The sequence below is a fragment of the Streptomyces sp. CAU 1734 genome (assembly GCF_039888735.1).
Taxonomy (GTDB): domain Bacteria; phylum Actinomycetota; class Actinomycetes; order Streptomycetales; family Streptomycetaceae; genus Streptomyces.
In genome coordinates, this window is record NZ_JBDQQP010000001.1 from 140,293 (window position 1) to 158,808 (window position 18,516).

Here is an 18,516-nt window from a genome sequence, read left to right on the forward strand (position 1 = left end):
ATTGACCGGCATTCGCCGCGCCGCAAATGATCGAGTTCCGAAAACAGACCCCAAAGAGCTAATGGGGCCAGGGCATTGACGCTTGATCAATGATCTGTGTATTTCTTGATCTGCAAGGCGCATAAATGAAAAAGGCCCTGCTGAGCAGGGCCTCTTCGGGGAAAACGCGAGGGGTCAGGGGAGGTCGTCGGACAGCGCGGTGGGCCAGCTCATGCGGATCACCCCGCCCTGCTCGCTGTGGCCGACTTCCATGTCGTCCACGAGACCCCTGATGACAGCGAGGCCCATTTCGTCCTCCTCATCGGCCTCGCCGGCGGCGGCACCGCGGGCCCCGGCGGGCGAACGGGAGCCGTCCGCGCCCGGGGCGGGCACCTCGTCGCCGACCTCGATGGAGAACGCCTTGTCGTCCTCGGTCAGCACCACGCGTACGGGCGAGGTGATCCCATGACTGTGGTGCAGACCGACGGCGCGGCTGCATGCCTCGCCGACCGCGAGCCGCAGCTCGTCCAGTACGGCCTCGTCGACACCGGCCCGGCGCGCCACGGCGGCGGCCACCAGGCGCGCCGTCCTGACGTGTTCGGGCTGGGCACTGAAGCGAAGTTCGACGGTGGCCATGCGATCCCCCTCGGACGTACGGGTGTGCATCTCAGGGACCCGGGCCGGCTGCCCGGTGCCCCTCCCTTCTTCCGGCTCTCTCTTCACGAGCTCTCCGGCTTGTCTCCCGCGCCTCTCCGGCGCGCGGCGGAGCTCGCTGCGGCTCCGGCCCCGAGGGGCCGGGCGCCCACAGGCGGCCCTTGGTGTCCGGCCGCGCGCGGAAGCCGCCCGGAGGCGGCGCGGGACTCCGTATGGCCGGCCGCACGGCGCCGCCGGCGATATCCGGGCACGACTCACAGCCGAGCGGTGCCGGAAGAACCGGAACAGCTCGGAGCCGCACACCACCACCCGGACCCCGGACGGTCCGCCCCCCGGCACCGGCGACTTCTCGTCGGGTACGGGAGGGTTTCCGCCGGGTTCGAGCGGATATCGACCGGCCACGGGTACGTGCTCGGCCGGCCCGGCTGCGGAACGCGCCCGCCTCCGGACACGGCCGACGACCGGGCCCGGTTACATCCGGCCACAGCCGGTCCGGGCCCCGGTCACTGACCGGAGCCGTGCTTCCTCAGTCGGTTGCCGCGACGGCCTCGTCCACCGTGTTGTGGATGGGGAACACCTTGGTCAGACCGGTGATCCGGAAGATTTTGAGAATGCGCTCCTGGTTGCAGACCAGGCGCAGCGACCCCTCGTGTGCACGCACACGCTTGAGGCCGCCCACCAGCACTCCGAGCCCGGTGGAGTCGAGGAAGTCCACGCCCTCCATGTCGACAACCAGGTGGTAGCTGCCGTCGTTCACCAACTCGACCAACTGCTCGCGCAGCTTGGGCGCGGTATACACATCAATCTCGCCACCGACCTCGACGACCGTACGGTCGCCTGCAGGCCCGGACACATTGCGAGTCGACAGGGACAGGTCCACTGATCCTCCAGCACCTTGCTATCGAGCGGCCGCCCCCTGGGGTCTCCCCGGCGGAGCCGGGCGACGGTCGCCAGCCGCGATGGCATTCAATCACTTACCAGCAGCCATGCACGACGCCTTGGGACCATTGTCCGTCACGCCAGTGACACACTCGGTGCCGATGGCCAAGAATTTCCGTCCCAGACGACCACCCGAGAGCGGGGAAACCCGCCCCTCCCCCGGTACGGTCCTCGACCGGCTCGCCGCAGGGGCGGGCCGGGCCGCGCGCATCACTCATACGGAGCACTTGCCCCCGCGACCGGGGCGCCATGCCGTCTGGCCCGACCGCATCCGCCCGGAAGTGATCAACGCCATTCAATCGGCCGGTGCCGAGCACCCCTGGGCGCACCAGGCGGCCGCCGCGGAGCACGCCCTGGACGGAGAATCGGTGGTCATCGCGACCGGGACCGCCTCCGGCAAGTCCCTGGCCTATCTCGCCCCGGTGCTCACCGCCCTCCTCGACGGCTCCGAGGCCCCGAACGGGCGCGGCGCCACCGCGCTCTACCTCGCCCCGACGAAGGCGCTCGCCGCCGACCAGTGCCGAGCGGTGAAGGAACTGGCCGCTCCGCTGGGCAACCGGGTGCGCCCAGCGGTCTACGACGGCGACACTCCGTTCGAGGAGCGGGAGTGGGTCCGCCAGTACGCCTCGTACGTCCTGACCAACCCGGACATGCTCCACCGGGGCATTCTTCCCTCGCATCCCCGCTGGTCCTCCTTTCTGCGCGCGCTGCGCTATGTCGTCGTCGACGAGTGCCACACCTACCGGGGTGTCTTCGGCTCGCATGTCGCCCAGGTGCTGCGCCGGCTGCGCCGGATATGCGCCCGGTACGGCGCGAACCCCGTCTTCCTGCTGGCCTCGGCGACCGCGGCGGAGCCCTCCGTGGCCGCCCGGCGGCTCACCGGACTGCCCGTGGCGGAGGTCTCCGACGACGCCTCGCCCCGCGGTGAGCTGGTCTTCGCGCTCTGGGAGCCCCCGCTGACGGAGCTCCACGGCGAGAAGGGCGCGCCCGTGCGCCGCACCGCCACCGCCGAGACGGCCGATCTGCTCACCGATCTGACCGTGCAGGGGGTCCGCACGGTGGCGTTCGTGCGCTCCCGCAGGAGTGCCGAGCTGATCTCGGTGATCGCCAAGGAGCGGCTCGCCGAGGTGGACTCCGCGCTGCCCGGGCGGGTCGCCGCCTACCGGGGCGGCTATCTCCCCGAGGAGCGCCGCGCCCTGGAGCGGGCGCTGCACTCCGGCGAGCTGCTCGGTCTCGCCGCCACGACCGCGCTGGAGCTGGGCGTCGACGTCGCCGGGCTCGACGCGGTCCTGATCGCCGGATACCCGGGGACCCGGGCCTCGCTCTGGCAGCAGGCGGGCCGGGCCGGGCGCTCCGGCCGGGGTGCGCTGGCCGTGCTGATCGCCCGTGACGACCCGCTGGACACCTTTCTCGTCCACCATCCCGAGGCGCTGTTCCGGCAGCCGGTGGAGTCCACGGTGCTGGATCCCGACAATCCGTATGTTCTCGCCCCCCATCTGTGCGCGGCGGCCTCCGAGCTGCCGCTGACCGACTCCGATCTGGCTCTGTTCGGCCCGGCGGCGCGCGGTCTGATGCCCCAGCTGGAGTCCGCCGGGCTGCTGCGCCGCCGGAGCTCGGGCTGGCACTGGACCCGGCGGGAACGCGCCGTCGACATGACCGACATCCGGGGCGAGGGCGGCCGTCCGGTCCAGATCGTGGAGGAGGCCACCGGCCGCCTGCTGGGGACGGTCGAGGAGTCGGCCGCCCACACCTCGGTCCACGAGGGCGCCGTCCATCTCCACCAGGGCCGCACCTATCTGGTCCGGCGGCTGGAGCTGGACGACCCGCACGGCCCGGTGGCGCTGGTGGAGGCTGCCGTGCCGCCGTACTCGACCACAGCCCGGGACACCACCTCCATCGCCGTGCTCGAGACCGACCGCGAGGTCCCCTGGGGTGAGGGGCGGCTCTGCTTCGGCTCGGTCGAGGTGACCAACCAGGTCGTCTCCTTTCTGCGCCGCAAGCTCATCACCGGTGAGGTGCTCGGTGAGACCAAACTGGACCTGCCGGCGCGCACCCTGCGCACCCGGGCCGTGTGGTGGACGGTCACCGAGGGCCAGCTGGACGCCGCGCGGATCAACCCGGAGCAGCTGGGCGGGGCCCTGCACGCCGCCGAACACGCCTCCATCGGCATGCTCCCGCTCTTCGCCACCTGCGACCGCTGGGACATCGGCGGCGTCTCGGTCCCGCTGCACCCGGACACCCTGCTCCCGACGGTCTTCGTCTACGACGGCCACCCGGGCGGCGCGGGCTTCGCCGAACGGGCCTTCCACACCGCCCGGGCCTGGCTCACCGCGACCCGCGAGGCCATCGCGGTCTGCGAGTGCGACGCCGGCTGCCCGTCCTGCATCCAGTCGCCGAAGTGCGGAAACGGCAATGAGCCACTGCACAAGCGGGGAGCGGTGAGGCTGCTGACCGAACTGCTCAGGGAGGCTGCGGATACTCCGGGCCCGGAGGCGATGGCGGATCCGGAGCAGGCGGGTTTCCATCAGGCTGCGGGGTCGGGTGAGTCCGGGGATCCGGAGCGGACGGCAGGTCCGGGGGAGCCGGCGAAGGCGGCGGAGGCGGCCGAGGCGGAGAGGGCGAAGGCGCCGGATCCGGAAGCCCCGGAAGCCCCGGGAGGTCCGCCGGGCCCGCCCGGGATCTGACGGCCGGGGCATACGGGCCGAAGCGAGTCCGGGCGGTCATCTCCGCCACCTCGCCCCGGACCTCGCAGCGGACCGGCTCCGCCCCCTGGGCCCGCACCACCTCGGCCGCCTTCGCACAGGCGGCGACCGGCCCCCACAGGGCATGGTCGGCGGCAGCCAGGGCACCCAGGTCCGCCGCCGAGCCGGCCCGGTGACGGGCCACCACCGCCTGCCCCATGGCCAGGACCACCCCGAACACAGCGCTGAGCACGGTCGCGGCCATGGCCGCCCACACCGTCGCGGACCCCCGGTCCCCCGCGCGGCCAGGGCCCGGCGCGCGGAACCGGCCCCGTCCCGGACCCCCGCCGCGGCCCGCCCTCACGACGACACCGCCTCAGGCCGGGGAGCGCCGGAATCACCCGGGACGCCCGGGCGACCCAGGGCACCCGGGCCGACGAAGCTGCCGGAGCCCTCGGAACCGCCGATTCCACGAGAGCCCCCGGGGCCGCCGAATCCACCGGAGCCGGCCGGGTTCCCGAAATCGCCCGCGCTGCCGAGACCGCCCGGGCCGTCGGGAGCACCGAGGCCGCCCGGCCCTCCGGCGGGCTGGTCGCCCACCGTGTCCTCGGCCAGGGCCACCGCTTCGGCGCTGAGCGTCAACCCCAGACCGCCCGGGCCGGGAGCGGGCGCACCCACCCGGACCCGCCACAGGTCGCCGACGCGCCGCACGGTGACCCGCGCACCGGCCGGAGCCGCCGAGCGGGCCGCGGCCACCACCTCCGCCGGTGTCTCGGAACGCGCCGCCGCCCTGGCTCCCGCCCGGGCCGCGTCCACACACCTGATCTGCGCCGAGGCCGCCACCAGCGCCCACACCAGCGTCATGGTGAAGACCACCATCGCCGGTACGGTGACGGCCGCCTCGGCCGTCACCGACCCCCGGTCCGCCGAACGGAGCTCCCCCGCCCTCCGGTGCACGGCACTCTCAGAACTGCGCATCGAGCGCCTTCCCGATCAGCGACTCCAGCGCCCCGGCGACCGCCGAACCGGTGATGACCTTGTAGAGCACCGCCGCGAAGGCACATGCGGCGATCGTCCCCATCGCGTACTCGGAGGTGGCCATTCCCGCATCGGCCCCGCCGCCCTCGCCTCCCCTGAGGTCCACGCGTTCGCGGAGCCGGCCGAATCCCGGCGGCCGCCGCCCTTTCCATGTCCGATTCCGTGTTCGATCCGTCATGCCGACCCCCACCGATCTCTCTCAGTTGCCGTGCAGCAGTCCGCCCGCCAGCCCGATGACCACCGGAGCCACCCCGACCGACAGAAACGCGGGCAGAAAACACAGCCCCACCGGGGCCGTGACCAGTACCTGGGCCCGGCGGCCGCGGGCCGCCGACGCACGGGCGCGGGTGTCGCGCAGACGCCGGGCCAGCCGGGACACCGGTTCGGCGGCCGGAGCACCCGCGCAGTCGGCGCGCTCCAGACAGCGGGCGAGCTCCGCCGCTCCCGGCAGCCGGGCGAAGGAATCCCAGGCCCGTGCCGGTTCGCCGCCCAGCCGCAGCTCCGCCGCCGCCTGTGTCAGCCCCGCGCCCACCCGGCCGCCCAGGGAGTCGCCGACCGCCTCCGCCGCCTCTCGCGGCCCCGCACCGGCCGTGAGACAGGCCGCCAGCAGATCGGCCGCGAGAGGCAGCTCCCGCTCAACAGCGGGGTCGGCGGCGGCCCCGCCCGGCCGGGTGCGCCGCCATCTCCGTACGCCGAAGGCAGCGGCGAGACCCAGCGCGAGGCCGGGGATCCCCTCGACCAGCACCCAGCAGGTGATCACCGCACCCGCCGGGGCGGCCCACACCCCGGCCCGTGCCGCGAGCGGCGCCCACCGGCGGCGGGGCTCCCGCTCCACCGCGAGCAGCCGTTCACCCCGTCCGCGGACTCGGCGCGCCCGTATCCCCGCCCCGGCCGATCCCACCAGAGCGGCGACCGCGACCAGGAGGAACACCGCGATGGCCGGCGCCTGGCCGGCGGGTACGCTCACGGCTCCTCACCCGCCCGCACGATCCGCGCGGCCCACCAGAGCCCCGCAGCCTCCAGCACCCCTCCGGCCAGCAGACAGAGCAGGCCCCCGGGGGTGTGCAGCAGCACCCGCAGCGGATCCGCGCCCAGAGCCCAGCCCATCGCCAGGCCCACCACGGGCAGCACCGCCAGCAGAACGATCGTGGACCACGCGCCCGCCAGCTGGGCCCTGGTGTCCTCCCGCTGGTCCCGCTCCGCCCGCAGGGCCGCCTCCAGCCGGTCCAGCCCGGCGGCGAGACCGGCCCCGCTGTCCACCGCGACCCGCCAGCAGGCGCCGACACCGGCCAGCCCGCCCGCTCCGGGTGCCCGGGCGGCCTCCCGAAGCGCCTGTGGCACATCGCCCCCGAACCGGGCCGCCGCGACCACCGCCGCCTCCCCGGGCCCGAGGGCGCCGGTGGAGGCCGCGGCGAACACCAGCGCCGGCCCCGGCTGCGCCCCCGCCCGCAGCTCACCGGCTACCGCGCCGCACAGGGCGATCACCCCCTCGGCGCGCCGCACCCGCTCGCGAGCCAGCTCACGGGCGCGCAGCCGGCGGCGCACCAGCGGCACCGCCAGCACACCCCCGATCACCGGCACCACCGACTCGCCCAGCGCCCCCAGAAGCAGCCCCAGCGGCGGACAGAGCCACTCCGGCCGGGCCCGCACCATGGGAAGCACCCGCTCGGGAGACCATCTCGGCGGCACCCGGACCACGCCGCCGCCTGCGAGCAGCAGCCGGGCCCGCGCCGGGCCCCGCTCCCGGCCCACCGTCAGACAGGCCGCCGCCACCACGCACAGGGCGGCCGCGTATCCCGGTTGCGTCATGATCACAGCGCATCTCCGATCAGCAGGCGCAGCCGCTCCCAGCCCCGGTCCCGCACGAAGGCGTCCGGCCCCCACCGCAGCGCGGGAGCCGTCCGCACCAGCCCGGCCGTGTCCCGCTCCAGCACATGCACCTCGGAGATCCGCCGCCGGCCGCCCTGGTCCCGCACCAGATGGATCACGACCGACAGGGCCGCGGCCAGCTGGCTGTGGAGCGCGGCACGGTCGAGACCGGCGGCGGTGCCGAGCGCCTCCAGCCGGGCCGGGACATCCGCGGCGGCGTTGGCGTGCACCGTGCCGCATCCGTCGTGGCCCGTGTTCAACGCGCTGAGCAGGTCGGATACCTCGGCGCCGCGCACCTCGCCGACGACCAGCCGGTCCGGACGCATCCGCAGCGCCTGCCGCACCAGATCGCGCAGGGTGACCCGGCCGGCGCCCTCCTGATTCGGCGTGCGGGACTCCAGACAGACCACATGGGGGTGGCAGGGCCTCAGCTCCGAGGAGTCCTCGGCGACGACGATCCGCTCCCGCTCCCCCACCAGCCCGAGCAGAGCGGCCAGGAGGGTGGTCTTGCCGGTGCCGGTGCCACCACTGACCAGGTACGACAGCCGGGCTCCGACCATCGCGCGCAGCACCCGGTCCCCGCCCGGCGGCACCGTGCCGGCCGCGATCAGCTCATCGAGCGAGAAGGCCCGGGGGCGCGTCACCCGCAGCGAGAGACAGGTGGATCCGACGGCCACCGGGGGAATCACGGCATGCATCCGGGTGCCGTCCGGGAGCCGGGCGTCCACCCACGGACGGGCGTCGTCCAGCCGCCGCCCCGCCACCGCGGCGAGCCGCTGGGCGAGTCTGCGCACCGACGCGGCGTCCGCGAAGGTCACCCCGGCGGGCTCCAGACCGCTCCCCCGGTCCACCCAGACACGGTCGGGCGCGGAGACCAGTACATCCGTGACGAGAGGGTCGGCCAGCAGCGGCTCCAGCGGGCCGGTGCCCACCAGCTCACATCTGAGTTCCTCGGTACCGCCGAGAATCTCGGTGTCGCCCAGCAGCCGTCCCTGGGCCCGCAGGGCGGCGGCGACCCTGGCGGGGGTGGGTTCGGCACCGCTCTCGGCGAGACGCCGGCGCACGGCTTCCAGCAGGGTGACGCTCATGCCGGCACCGCCTTGGCCAGCGCCCGCTCCCAGAAGGCCGTACAGAACCTCGCCAGCGGGCCGGCCGAGCTCCCCGGCGCCACGCCCTCGTCCTGTGCCTGCGGCAGCCGGGCCTCCAGCGGAAGCTCACCGGCGAGCGGAAGTCCCAGTGAGGCGGCGACCCATCCGTCGTCCAGCCCCGCCGTGTAGGGCCCGCGCGCCACCACCCGCACATCGGGGAGGACGGTACCCACCGCCGACGCCACCCGGGCCGCCGCGGCGATCGCGCGCAGTTCGCCCGGCACCACCAGCAGCGCGAGATCGAGCTGGACCAGTGCCTCCGTCACGGCCTCGTCCACCCGGCGGGGCAGATCGACGACGACCACCCCGCCGCGGCGGCGGGCGGCCGCCAGCACCGAGCGCATCGCCTCCGGCGGAACACTCACGGTGTCGCCGCGGTCCCAGCTCAACACCCTCAGCCGGTGCAGCAGCGGCAGCGACTCCTCCAGCGCCCCACCGGCGACCCGCCCCTTGGAAGAGACGAAATCCGGCCATCGTCTGCCCGCCGTCCGCTCGCCCCCGAGGAGCACATCGAGTCCTCCGCCGAGCGGATCCCCGTCGATGAGCATGGTGCGCCGGCCGGTGCGGGCGGCGGTCACCGCGAGCGCACAGGCCAGAGTGGACGCCCCGGCCCCGCCGCGCCCGCCGATCACCCCGACCGTCAGCGCCTGCTCGCCCACGCCCTCGACCACATCGGCGACGCGGTCCACGATCCAGCGCTCGCCCTGGGGCAGCCGCAGCACCGAATCGGCCCCGATCTCCACCGCCCGCCGCCAGAGATCCGGGTCGTCCTGTCCGCGGCCGATGAGCAGAACGCCCCGCCGCCGGGCGGCCCCGGCACACCGCCCGACGGCGTCGTCGCCGACCAGGATCAGCGAGGCGGCCTCCCAGACACCCCGGCGCTCGGGAACCGAATGATGAACTTCCGGTTCGGCTCCCGCGGCGGCGCACAGCCGCAGCAGATCGTCGAGGAGTTCCATGTCCTCGGTGACGATCAGAGGTCCGGGCCGCCGTACTCCGGCAGCCGCCGTCCCCTTCGATGTGTTGGATCCAGCCACGATCTCCACCCCCTGCTTACCGCGATCCCGCTTCGTCGCGAGATCGGTGAATCCCTGCGTCCGCTATCTCGGCGGCAGGAATCACGGTGCAGCGCACTCGGAAATCGTGTGGATCTTGCTGAAAAACTGTGGATAACCGACCGGTTGTGAATAACCCCGTAGCCCATACCGGTGACTCCCCGACGCACCTCTTCCGCTACACACAGTGACGAGGCAACATGAGAAAAAGGCCGCCGCGATCGAGCGGGAAAGAGAGGGGAGCGATCAAGTGAGCCGGCGACAGCGGACGAAAACCCGTCCGGACATGCGACGACCCCCGCCGGGGGGGAGAGCGGGGGTCGTCTCTCCGGCCGACTCGGGGGGGGAGGAGCCGGACCGGGTTAGCACGGTCGCGAACGATCCGTGACTTCCATGGTGTACCCGAGAGCCTTCTCAGGCAAACCCACACGCGTGAGCGTACGCCGAATGGCGGGCACCTATGCTCAGCTCGTGGAAAACCACTCCTTGCCTCGTGCAGCCGCGTTCTTTGACCTGGACAAGACGGTCATTGCGAAGTCTTCGACGCTGACCTTCAGCAAGTCCTTCTACCAAGGCGGCCTGATCAACCGACGGGCCGTACTGCGCACCGCCTATGCCCAGTTCGTCTTTCTCTCGGGCGGCGCCGACCATGACCAGATGGAGGGGATGCGGGAGTATCTCTCGGCACTCTGCAAGGGCTGGAACGTCCAGCAGGTGAAGGAGATCGTCGCCGAAACCCTGCACGATCTGATCGACCCGATCATTTACGACGAAGCCGCCTCCCTCATCGAGGAGCACCACACGGCGGGCCGCGACGTCGTCATCGTCTCGACCTCCGGCGCAGAGGTGGTCGAACCCATTGGGGAGTTGCTGGGGGCGGACCGGGTGGTGGCCACCAGGATGGTCGTGGGCGAGGACGGCTGCTTCACGGGTGAGGTGGAGTACTACGCCTACGGCCCCACGAAGGCCGAGGCGATCAGAGAGCTGGCGGAGTCCGAGGGGTACGACCTGTCCCGCTGCTACGCGTACAGCGACTCCGCCACCGATGTCCCGATGCTGGAATCCGTCGGCCATCCGTACGCGGTGAATCCGGACCGTGCGCTGCGCCGTGAGGCAATCGCCCGCGACTGGCCGATTCTCGTCTTCAACCGGCCGGTGCGGCTGAAGCAGCGGCTCCCCGGCTTCTCCATGCCGCCCCGCCCCGCCCTGGTGGCAGCGGCGGCCGTGGGGGCGGCAGCGGCGACAGCGGGCCTGGTCTGGTACGCCGGCCGCCGGCGCTCCGCGGCCGCCCGGGCCGCTGCGGAAACCCTGAACGGCCTGACGGGCCGACTCGCCCGCAGGTGAAGCGCAGAGCCCTTTATGTGAACCTAAAAGTAAAGAACTAGGACAAAAGGTTCCACTTCCCCCTCCACTGGAGTACAAAGGAGTCAACGGCCCGCGAGACCAAGGACATCCGAGAGGATCACCTGTGACACGCATGAAGGCCCACGGACCGAAGCATGGAAGCTGAGCACCCACGCGACGTCGACCCGTCGAATACGGGCCAGCCGCACCAGGTGACGGGCAGAGTTCCCGGCCTGATGGGCGCATCATCGAGGACGCTTGGTACCTCGGCGGACATGCAGGCGGCGGTACCAATTCCGGTACCGCCGCAACCCTGTCCGGGCGTCAGGCCGCGCCGCGCTGAAGCGCCTCACAGACCGCCGTCGACTCCCTGACGCCCAGTTCCACCGCCCGCCCGCAGTGCGCGATCCAGGCGGCCATGCCCTCCGGCGCACCGGAGAGATAGCGATCGAAAGCGGCGGCGTAAGCGGCCCGCCCCTGTTCGGCGTGGCCGACTTCCGCGGGGCAGATCGATTTGGGGTCGAGGCCGCTGCCGATCAGCACAATCCGCTCGGCCGCCCGCGCGACCAGGCCGTTGTGGGAAACGAAGGGACGGAGCGCCAGGAGCTCCCCGTGCACCACGGCGGCGGAGACCAGGGCCGGGGCGGAGCTTCCGGCGGTGATGAGCCCGGCCAGGCCCTCCAGCCGACCCGCCACCTCATCGGCGCCGGGCAGCCGGGCCTCGATCAGCGGCTCGTCGACCGGTTCCCCGGCCAGCCGGGGGCGTCCCACGGCGCCGTCGTCACCCGTACCGCCCGCGGCCACCAGATGCAGCCGGGCCAGCACCCGCAGCGGTGACTGCCGCCAGATGGAGAGGAGCTGGCCGGCCTCGGCCGTCAGTCGCAGCGCCGCCCCGACGGTGCGGGCCTCGGCCCCGCCCCGGAAGTCGGTGCGCCTGCGGACCTCCTCCAGCGCCCAGTCCGCGCCCGAGAGCGCCGCCGACCCGCGCGCGCCGCGCAGGGCCGCCTCCGAGGTCACCTCACCCCCGCGCCGACGCATCACCCGGTGCCCGTAGACCCGGTCGACCGCTCTGCGCACGGAATCCACGGAATCGGGGACTCCCGGCAGCGATCCGAGAGCGGCGAGAGGGTCGGCCGGAGCGGCGGACGAGGCATGCGTACTCATAGGCAGCGAGGCTACGCGCCGCGGGCGCACGCCCCACCTTGGAGTGGTCTTCCTCACCGACCTTGACAACAACGGGCAACCTGACCACTACCCTAGGTGAACATGAAGATCGCTTTCGTAGGGAAGGGCGGCAGCGGCAAGACCACGCTGTCATCGCTCTTCATCCGCCATCTGGCCGCCAATGAAGCACCCGTCGTCGCGGTGGACGCCGATATCAACCAGCATTTGGGTGCCGCGCTCGGCCTCGACGAGGAGCAGGCCGGAGCGCTCCCCGCGATGGGTGCGCAACTGCCGCTGATCAAGGAGTATCTGCGGGGCTCCAACCCCCGGATCGCGTCGGCCGACACCATGATCAAGACAACACCCCCGGGGACCGGCTCGCGGCTGCTGCGGGTCAGCGAGAGCAACCCGGTCTATGACGCCTGCGCCCGTACGGTCGAACTCGACGACGGGGACATCCGGCTGATGGCGACCGGCCCCTTCACCGAATCCGATCTCGGGGTGGCCTGCTACCACTCCAAGGTCGGCGCGGTGGAGCTCTGCCTGAACCACCTGATCGACGGGGCCGACGAGTACGTCGTTGTGGACATGACCGCCGGTTCGGACTCCTTCGCCTCGGGCATGTTCACCCGCTTCGACATGACCTTCCTGGTCGCCGAGCCGACCCGCAAGGGCGTCTCCGTATACCGCCAGTACAAGGAGTACGCCCGCGACTTCGGCGTCGCGCTCCGGGTCGTCGGCAACAAGGTGCACGGCCGGGACGACGTGGACTTCCTCCGGCAGGAGGTGGGTGACGATCTGCTGGTCACCATCGGGCACTCCGAGTGGGTGCGGGCGATGGAGAAGGGCAGGCCGCGGCGGTTCGAACTGCTGGAGGCGGAGAACCGGATGGCGCTCCAGGCCCTTCAGAACGCCGCGGAGGACTCGTACGAGGACCGCGACTGGGAGCGGTACACCCGCCAGATGGTCCACTTCCATCTGAAGAACGCGGAGACCTGGGGGAACGCGAAGACCGGGGTCGACCTGGCCGCGCAGATCGACCCCGACTTCGTCCTCGGGGAGTGGGCGGCCGACGTCAGCGCACCGCTGCCCGCCTGACCCCGGCCGCCCCGGTCCGGCCGCGCGCCGGACCGGGGCAGGGGACGGGCACGGGCACGGGCACGGACCGGGGCAGGCGGCGAGGCAGGGGACGAGGCAGCGGGAGGGGCGCGGGGCTGGAGGACGGCTCTGCGGGACCCCTGTGGGATGGTGAACAGGTGAATCTGGAGGACCTCGTCCGGCTGCGCCGGGCCCGTGACCTGATGGACCGCGAGTACGCGAAACCGCTCGACGTACCGGCGCTGGCGCGCTTCGCCCTCATGTCACCCGGCCACTTCTCCCGCAGCTTCCGCGACGCCTTCGGGGAGACGCCCCACAGCTATCTGATGACACGCCGGATCGAGCGGGCCAAGGCACTGCTGCGCCGGGGCGACCTCACGGTGACGGAGGTCTGCTTCTCCGTCGGCTGCACCTCGCTCGGGTCGTTCAGCTCGCGGTTCAGCGAGCTGGTGGGCGAGAGCCCGAGCTCCTACCGGTCCCGCCGCCATGACGACGGCGCCGCCATCCCGGCCTGCATCGCCAAGATCCACACACGACCGATCAGGAATGGAGAAGCAGGTTCCGGCCCCCGCGCGTAGCGTGAAACGCATGGGAATCAAGCTTTCACAGTGCTTCATCGCCGTCGACGACCACGACAAGGCGCTCGCCTTCTACCGGGATGTTCTGGGCCTGGAGGTGCGCAATGACGTCGGGTTCGAGGGGATGCGCTGGGTCACCGTCGGCGCGCCGTCGCAGCCCGATGTGGACATCGTGCTCGAACCGCCGCTCGCCGATCCGAACGCCTCGCCCGCCGACCGGCAGGCCATGGCGGAACTGCTGGCGAAGGGCCTTCTGCGAGGTGTCATCTTCGGAACCGACGACTGCGACGCCACCTTCGAGCGCATCCAGGCCGCGGGCGGCGAGGTGCTTCAGGAGCCGGTCGACCAGCCCTACGGAGTCCGTGACTGCGCCTTCCGGGACCCCTCCGGGAACATGCTGCGCTTCAGCCAGCCGCGCGGGAAGTGATCATCCGTCCGCGGCCGCCCGCCGGTCCTCGCCGGCCCATCCGGCTCACGACGACCGGCCGACGGCCGCGGACGTTCTCGCGCCGGCCGCGTCCTGATCCGCGGCCGGACCGCTAGGAGGACCCGCCCCCGGAATCCCCGCCGGCCTCTTCTCCCGACCCGGACTCCGCGCCCGGCTCCCGGCCGCTCTCCCCGCCGCTCTCCCCGCCGGGCTCCTCACCGTTTTCCCCGCCGGGCTTTCCGTCCGCCCCGGCGGCCTTCCTCCCCGGATCCGCAGCCTTCTTCCCCGAGCCCGCGGGCTTCGCCGGCTGTCCCGCCGGAGCCACGGCCGGAGCGGCGAGGAAGGAGGTCCAGCCGCCCCTCGGCGCCTCGCCGACCTCCAGCGTGCGCAGTTTCGCCAGTACCTCCGGATCCTGGGCGTCGAGCCAGTCGGCGAGCTGCTTGAAGGACACACACCGCACGTCCTTCTTGACGCAGACGGTGGCGATCGACTCCTCGATGGCGCGCATATAGGTGCCGCCGTTCCAGGACTCGAAGTGGTTGCCGATGATCAGCGGTGCGCGGTTGCCCTGGTACGAGCGGTCGAACGCCTGCACAAGGCCGTCCCGCATCTGGTCGCCCCAGTACTCGTGGGACGCGGGGTCGCCCTTGACCGTCCCGGACTGGTTGATCATGAAGTTGTAGTCCATGGAGAGGGTCTCGAAGGCCCGCCCCGGGAAGGGGACCAGCTGGAGCGAGAGGTCCCAGAGGCCGTTGTCCCTCTCGGGCCAGATCTGGTCGTTGACCCCGCTGGTGTCATAGCGGAAACCCAGATCCGCCGCGGCCCGCACAAAGTTCTTCCGGCCCTCCAGACACGGGGTGCGGGCGCCCACGAGTTCCTTGTCGTAGTCGAACGGCAGCGGCTGTTCGTCCGTCAGTCCGGAATTCGTCTTCCAGTTCTTCACAAAGGACTTGGCCTGGCTGATCTCGCTCTTCCACTCGTCGACCGACCAGGTGCCCACACCGCCGTCCGCGCCGCAGAAGTGGCCGTTGAAGTGGGTGCCCACCTCATTGCCCTCCTGCCACGCGGCACGGAGTTCGCGGACGGTGGCCCGGATCCCCTCGGTGTCGTTGAAACCGATGTCGGAGCGGCCCGCGGAGTGCTGCGGCGGCAGATAGAGGTCGGCCTTCTTCTCGGGAAGGAGATAGACGCCGCTGAGGAAGTACGTCATCGTCGCGCCGTACTTCCTGCCGACCGACCGGAAGTGTGAGAAGAGCTTCTGGCTGTCCTCCCCCGCGCCGTCCCAGGAATAGACGACGAACTGCGGTGGCCGCTGACCGGGCTTCAAGCGTTCGGGCAGGAGCTGGCGGGGCTGGGCGCCGGTGAAGGCGGTGGAGCCGTCCCCGATCAGGCGCGGTGCCGGCTTGGGGGCGGCGGCGGCCTTCTTGGCTCCCGGCGCGCCCTCCTTCTCGGCCTCCCCTCCGGCTCCCGTGCAGCCGGCGAGTCCCGTGATCAGCGCCGCGGCTACCGCGCCCGCGGCGATCCTCTGTGTGGCGGCCTTCATCCGCACACCCACTTTCATATGACTTTGTGATTTACCGACCGGCGTCGATGGCGCCGACAAAGTCGCATCGGGGTGTCAAAAGGGATGGTGCGACGAGCCGCATTAACCGGATTAATCACCGGAACGAATGAAACGGTGACCCATTTGCCCGGAATAACCAGCCACAGTCTTTACTCTGCATTACGATCAATTTACTGAGAGTTGAGTATCCCGCCGCTGCACGCCGTGACCCACGGCCGCGTCCCCCACATTCCGCGACCGCGCTGCCCCGGAGGAGACGGGAATCATGTCCGCCTGCGTCCCCACCCGCACCGACCCCCCATCCGAGAACCCCCGGAAGAAGACGGGCAAGAAATCCGGGAAGAAGACGAAGAAGGCGGGGGAGAACACCCCCCGCAGCCCGGGCGGCCCGCGCCGCTTCCGTATCGCCGCGACGGATCTGTCCGCGTCGATCTCCGTGTTCCTGATCGCGCTGCCGCTCTCCCTCGGCATCGCCCTCGCCACCGGGGCACCGCTCCAGGCCGGTCTGGTGGCGGCGGCCGTCGGCGGCCTGGTCGCCGGCCGGTTCGGCGGGGCGCCGCTCCAGGTCAGCGGACCCGCCGCCGGGCTGACGGTCGTCACCGCCGATCTGATCCAGCAGTACGGCTGGCGCGTCACCTGCGCCATCACCGTTCTCGCCGGCTTCGCCCAGCTCGGCCTCGCCGCACTGCGTGTGGCCCGGTCGGCCCTCGCCGTCAGCCCCGCCATCGTGCACGGAATGCTCGCGGGCATCGGTGCCACCATCGCCCTCGCACAGCTCCACATCGTGCTCGGCGGCACCCCGCAGAGCTCGGCCGTGGCCAATGTCCGGGCCCTCCCGGCGCAATTGGCCGATCTGCACCCGGCCGCCATCTCGGTCAGCGCCCTGACCGTCGCCGTCCTGCTGCTGTGGCCGCGCCTCCCCGGCCGGGTGGGCCGCGGGCTGCGCAAGATCCCGGCCGCCCTCGCCTCCGTCGCGGCGGCCACCACCCTCGCGGCCATGGCCGCGCTCCATCTGCCCCGGGTCGACCTCCCCTCCTGGCGGAGCCATGCCCTGCCCGGACTCCCCGACGGCCCGGAGCTCGGTCTCATCGCCGCGGTGCTGACCATCACCCTCGTCGCCAGCGTGGAGTCCCTGCTGTCGGCGGTCGCCGTGGACAAGCTCGCCTCCGCCCGCAAGACACCGGACGTACGCATTCCACGCGCCGATCTCGACCGCGAGCTCGCCGGTCAGGGCGCCGCCAATGTGGTCTCGGGCGCCCTGGGCGGCCTGCCCATCACCGGTGTGGCCGTCCGCAGTTCGGCCAATGTCTCCGCCGGGGCGGTCAGCCGGCACTCCACCATGCTCCACGGGCTGTGGATCGTTCTCGCCGCCCTGCTCCTCGTGCCCGTCCTCGATCTGATCCCGCTGGCGGCACTCGCCGCCCTGGTGATGGTGGTGGGCGTGCAGATGGTCAACATCACCCACCTCCGCAGCGTCAAGCGGAACCGGGAGATGCTGGTGTACGCGGTGACCTCGGCCTCCGTGGTCGTCGCCGGCGTACTGGAAGGGGTGGCGATCGGGATCGCGGTGTCGGTCGCCGTCGCCCTGCACCGGCTGACCCGGACCAGGATCACCGAGGAGGAGCAGGACGGAATCCACCGGGTGCGGGTGCGCGGCCAGCTCACCTTCCTCGCCGTCCCCCGGCTCAGCAGAGCGCTCGGCCAGGTGCCGCCCGGCACGGAGTGCGTGGTCGAGCTGGACGGCTCCTTCATGGACCACGCCGCGTACGAGGCACTCCACGACTGGCAGTCCTCGCATGTGGCTCAGGGCGGGAGCGTGGAATTCACCGGCCGGTCCGGGGGCCGGATCAGTGAACCCGCGTCGGAGACCCACGGCTGCTGCCGCCCCTGGACACCCTGGCGCAACCACCACTGCGACAACCGCCCCGACCGGGACACCGCCCATCCCCTGGTGGACGGGGTGAGTTCCTTCCAGCGCGACACGGCCCCGCTGGTGCGCGATGTGCTCGCCCAGCTGGAGCGCGAGGGCCAGCGCCCCTCGCAGCTCTTCCTCACCTGCGCCGACTCCCGGGTGGTCACCAGCATGATCACCGCGAGCGGGCCCGGTGATCTCTTCACCGTCCGCAATGTCGGCAATCTGGTGCCGCTGCCCGGCACCGAGAGCGGCGATGATTCGGTTGCGGCCGCGATCGAGTACGCCGTGGAGGTGCTCCAGGTGGACACCATCACCGTCTGCGGGCACTCCGGATGCGGCGGGATGCAGGTCCTGCTGCGCGCCCCGTCGAGCGCCCCCGCCACCCCGCTGAGCCGGTGGCTGCGGCACGGCCGGCCCAGCCTGGAGCGGATGAAGAGCAGGCACCGTTCCTGGGTGCGCATCTCCGGGCGGCTCCCCATCGACGCGGTGGAACAGCTCTGCCTGACCAATGTGGTGCAGCAGCTGGAGCATCTGCGCGCCCATGAGGCGGTGGCCAGACGGCTGGCCGAGGGCACCCTGAAACTGCACGGGATGTACTTCCATGTCGGCGAGGCCCAGGCGTATCTGCTCGCCAACGGCGACGAGCACTCCTACGACGCGGTGTTCGACCGGGTCGCCCCCGCGTCCCCCTCACTGGTGAAGGCCCGGAGCTGACCGCCCGTATCCGGACAGCTTCAGGACGGCTTCCGGACCGGCCGGGACCCGGCCCGGCGGGCCGCGCCCACCAGGGCGCGGGCCCGTCCCCTCCCGGGAGGTTCCGGCAGGTCAGCCATCCGGAGCAGTGGTCCTGAACCAATTCCCGCCCCGGTACGTGGGTAGGGATGGCTCCTCCTTCCCGCCGCCCGGGAGGGAGGGGCCGCCCTTGTCACCGCCCGGGAGACCGGCCGCGTCACCATCCGGAACCACCACCCCGTCCGGCCCCCCGGCCTCAATAGGTCTAAACCAATTATCGGAAGGCTCTTGTCACCCGGCGCTCTGGCTGGTGAGCTATGGCCTCGGACAC

The 18,516-nt window shown here is 72.0% G+C and carries 15 protein-coding genes and 2 pseudogenes; 6 read left to right on the forward strand and 11 right to left on the reverse strand.

The window, feature by feature from the left end:
* Positions 1-174: 174 nt before the first annotated feature.
* Both AAFN69_RS00540 and AAFN69_RS00545 read right to left on the reverse strand, forming a co-directional pair.
* Entirely contained in the window at positions 175-615 is a 441-nt protein-coding gene (locus AAFN69_RS00540) for an ATP-binding protein (RefSeq protein WP_347726199.1), read from the reverse strand.
* Positions 616-1,159: 544 nt separating this feature from the next.
* The gene (locus AAFN69_RS00545) at positions 1,160-1,513 is read right to left on the reverse strand and encodes an STAS domain-containing protein (RefSeq protein WP_347726200.1); all 354 of its coding nucleotides are present in this window, start codon (positions 1,511-1,513) and stop codon (positions 1,160-1,162) included.
* A gap of 79 nt (positions 1,514-1,592) precedes the next feature.
* Between AAFN69_RS00545 and AAFN69_RS00550 the strand changes: the two genes are divergently transcribed.
* Positions 1,593-4,256, forward strand: a complete 2,664-nt coding sequence (locus tag AAFN69_RS00550; protein WP_347726201.1) for a DEAD/DEAH box helicase — start codon at positions 1,593-1,595, stop codon at positions 4,254-4,256.
* Positions 4,257-4,296: 40 nt separating this feature from the next.
* Here AAFN69_RS00550 and AAFN69_RS00555 read toward each other — a convergent pair.
* The 7 genes and pseudogenes from AAFN69_RS00555 to ssd form a co-directional block, all read right to left on the reverse strand.
* Positions 4,297-4,617, reverse strand: a pseudogene (locus AAFN69_RS00555) (Rv3654c family TadE-like protein); the annotation flags it as partial.
* A gap of 230 nt (positions 4,618-4,847) precedes the next feature.
* Positions 4,848-5,231, reverse strand: a pseudogene (locus tag AAFN69_RS00560) (TadE family type IV pilus minor pilin); the annotation flags it as partial.
* Entirely contained in the window at positions 5,218-5,469 is a 252-nt protein-coding gene (locus tag AAFN69_RS00565; RefSeq protein ID WP_347726202.1) for a DUF4244 domain-containing protein, read from the reverse strand. The gene AAFN69_RS00565 and the pseudogene AAFN69_RS00560, both read right to left, overlap by 14 nt.
* Positions 5,470-5,490: 21 nt before the next feature.
* The gene (locus tag AAFN69_RS00570; RefSeq protein ID WP_347726750.1) at positions 5,491-6,195 is read right to left on the reverse strand and encodes a type II secretion system F family protein; all 705 of its coding nucleotides are present in this window, start codon (positions 6,193-6,195) and stop codon (positions 5,491-5,493) included.
* Between the two features lie 59 nt (positions 6,196-6,254).
* Positions 6,255-7,100 (reverse strand): type II secretion system F family protein, encoded by an 846-nt coding sequence (locus AAFN69_RS00575; RefSeq protein ID WP_347726203.1) that lies wholly within the window; start codon positions 7,098-7,100, stop codon positions 6,255-6,257.
* 2 nt (positions 7,101-7,102) lie between these two features.
* On the reverse strand, positions 7,103-8,248 hold the full coding sequence (locus AAFN69_RS00580; RefSeq protein WP_347726204.1) for a TadA family conjugal transfer-associated ATPase: 1,146 nt from the start codon (positions 8,246-8,248) through the stop codon (positions 7,103-7,105).
* The gene (ssd, locus tag AAFN69_RS00585; RefSeq protein ID WP_347726205.1) at positions 8,245-9,345 is read right to left on the reverse strand and encodes a septum site-determining protein Ssd; all 1,101 of its coding nucleotides are present in this window, start codon (positions 9,343-9,345) and stop codon (positions 8,245-8,247) included. The genes AAFN69_RS00580 and ssd overlap by 4 nt, the downstream gene beginning before the upstream one ends.
* Before the next feature lie 465 nt (positions 9,346-9,810).
* Between ssd and AAFN69_RS00590 the strand changes: the two genes are divergently transcribed.
* Positions 9,811-10,707: an HAD-IB family hydrolase gene (locus AAFN69_RS00590; protein WP_347726751.1), complete on the forward strand. Its 897-nt coding sequence runs from the start codon at positions 9,811-9,813 to the stop codon at positions 10,705-10,707.
* 324 nt (positions 10,708-11,031) lie between these two features.
* Here AAFN69_RS00590 and AAFN69_RS00595 read toward each other — a convergent pair whose 3' ends face one another.
* Entirely contained in the window at positions 11,032-11,871 is an 840-nt protein-coding gene (locus tag AAFN69_RS00595; RefSeq protein ID WP_347726206.1) for an oxidoreductase, read from the reverse strand.
* A 102-nt stretch (positions 11,872-11,973) separates the two neighbouring features.
* Between AAFN69_RS00595 and AAFN69_RS00600 the strand changes: the two genes are divergently transcribed.
* The 3 genes from AAFN69_RS00600 (at position 11,974) to AAFN69_RS00610 (ending at position 13,974) form a co-directional block, all read left to right on the forward strand.
* Positions 11,974-12,969 carry an ATP-binding protein gene (locus tag AAFN69_RS00600; RefSeq protein ID WP_347726207.1) on the forward strand — a complete coding sequence of 332 codons (996 nt, stop codon included), beginning with the start codon at positions 11,974-11,976 and terminating at the stop codon, positions 12,967-12,969.
* 158 nt (positions 12,970-13,127) lie between these two features.
* Entirely contained in the window at positions 13,128-13,547 is a 420-nt protein-coding gene (locus tag AAFN69_RS00605) for a helix-turn-helix transcriptional regulator (RefSeq protein WP_347726208.1), read from the forward strand.
* 10 nt (positions 13,548-13,557) lie between these two features.
* Positions 13,558-13,974, forward strand: coding sequence for a VOC family protein (locus AAFN69_RS00610; protein ID WP_347726209.1), 417 nt, complete (start codon positions 13,558-13,560; stop codon positions 13,972-13,974).
* Between the two features lie 112 nt (positions 13,975-14,086).
* Here the strand turns inward: AAFN69_RS00610 and AAFN69_RS00615 are convergent, their stop codons facing one another.
* Positions 14,087-15,517, reverse strand: coding sequence for a hypothetical protein (locus AAFN69_RS00615; RefSeq protein WP_347726210.1), 1,431 nt, complete (start codon positions 15,515-15,517; stop codon positions 14,087-14,089).
* A 286-nt stretch (positions 15,518-15,803) separates the two neighbouring features.
* Here AAFN69_RS00615 and AAFN69_RS00620 point away from each other — a divergent pair, with 286 nt between their 5' ends.
* Positions 15,804-18,167 (forward strand): SulP family inorganic anion transporter, encoded by a 2,364-nt coding sequence (locus AAFN69_RS00620; RefSeq protein WP_347726211.1) that lies wholly within the window; start codon positions 15,804-15,806, stop codon positions 18,165-18,167.
* The last annotated feature ends 349 nt before the right edge of the window (positions 18,168-18,516 follow it).

What these genes read in the sequence shown, in the direction of transcription:
- AAFN69_RS00540 (WP_347726199.1), bottom strand. Translation starts at nt 615, where the DNA reads ATGGCCACCGTCGAACTTCGCTTCAGTGCCCAGCCCGAACACGTCAGG.
- AAFN69_RS00550 (WP_347726201.1), top strand. Translation starts at nt 1,593, where the DNA reads ATGGCATTCAATCACTTACCAGCAGCCATGCACGACGCCTTGGGACCA.
- AAFN69_RS00565 (WP_347726202.1), bottom strand. Translation starts at nt 5,469, where the DNA reads ATGACGGATCGAACACGGAATCGGACATGGAAAGGGCGGCGGCCGCCG.
- AAFN69_RS00575 (WP_347726203.1), bottom strand. Translation starts at nt 7,100, where the DNA reads ATGACGCAACCGGGATACGCGGCCGCCCTGTGCGTGGTGGCGGCGGCC.
- AAFN69_RS00580 (WP_347726204.1), bottom strand. Translation starts at nt 8,248, where the DNA reads ATGAGCGTCACCCTGCTGGAAGCCGTGCGCCGGCGTCTCGCCGAGAGC.
- AAFN69_RS00590 (WP_347726751.1), top strand. Translation starts at nt 9,811, where the DNA reads ATGGCGGGCACCTATGCTCAGCTCGTGGAAAACCACTCCTTGCCTCGT.
- AAFN69_RS00595 (WP_347726206.1), bottom strand. Translation starts at nt 11,871, where the DNA reads ATGAGTACGCATGCCTCGTCCGCCGCTCCGGCCGACCCTCTCGCCGCT.
- AAFN69_RS00600 (WP_347726207.1), top strand. Translation starts at nt 11,974, where the DNA reads ATGAAGATCGCTTTCGTAGGGAAGGGCGGCAGCGGCAAGACCACGCTG.
- AAFN69_RS00610 (WP_347726209.1), top strand. Translation starts at nt 13,558, where the DNA reads ATGGGAATCAAGCTTTCACAGTGCTTCATCGCCGTCGACGACCACGAC.
- AAFN69_RS00615 (WP_347726210.1), bottom strand. Translation starts at nt 15,517, where the DNA reads ATGAAGGCCGCCACACAGAGGATCGCCGCGGGCGCGGTAGCCGCGGCG.
- AAFN69_RS00620 (WP_347726211.1), top strand. Translation starts at nt 15,804, where the DNA reads ATGTCCGCCTGCGTCCCCACCCGCACCGACCCCCCATCCGAGAACCCC.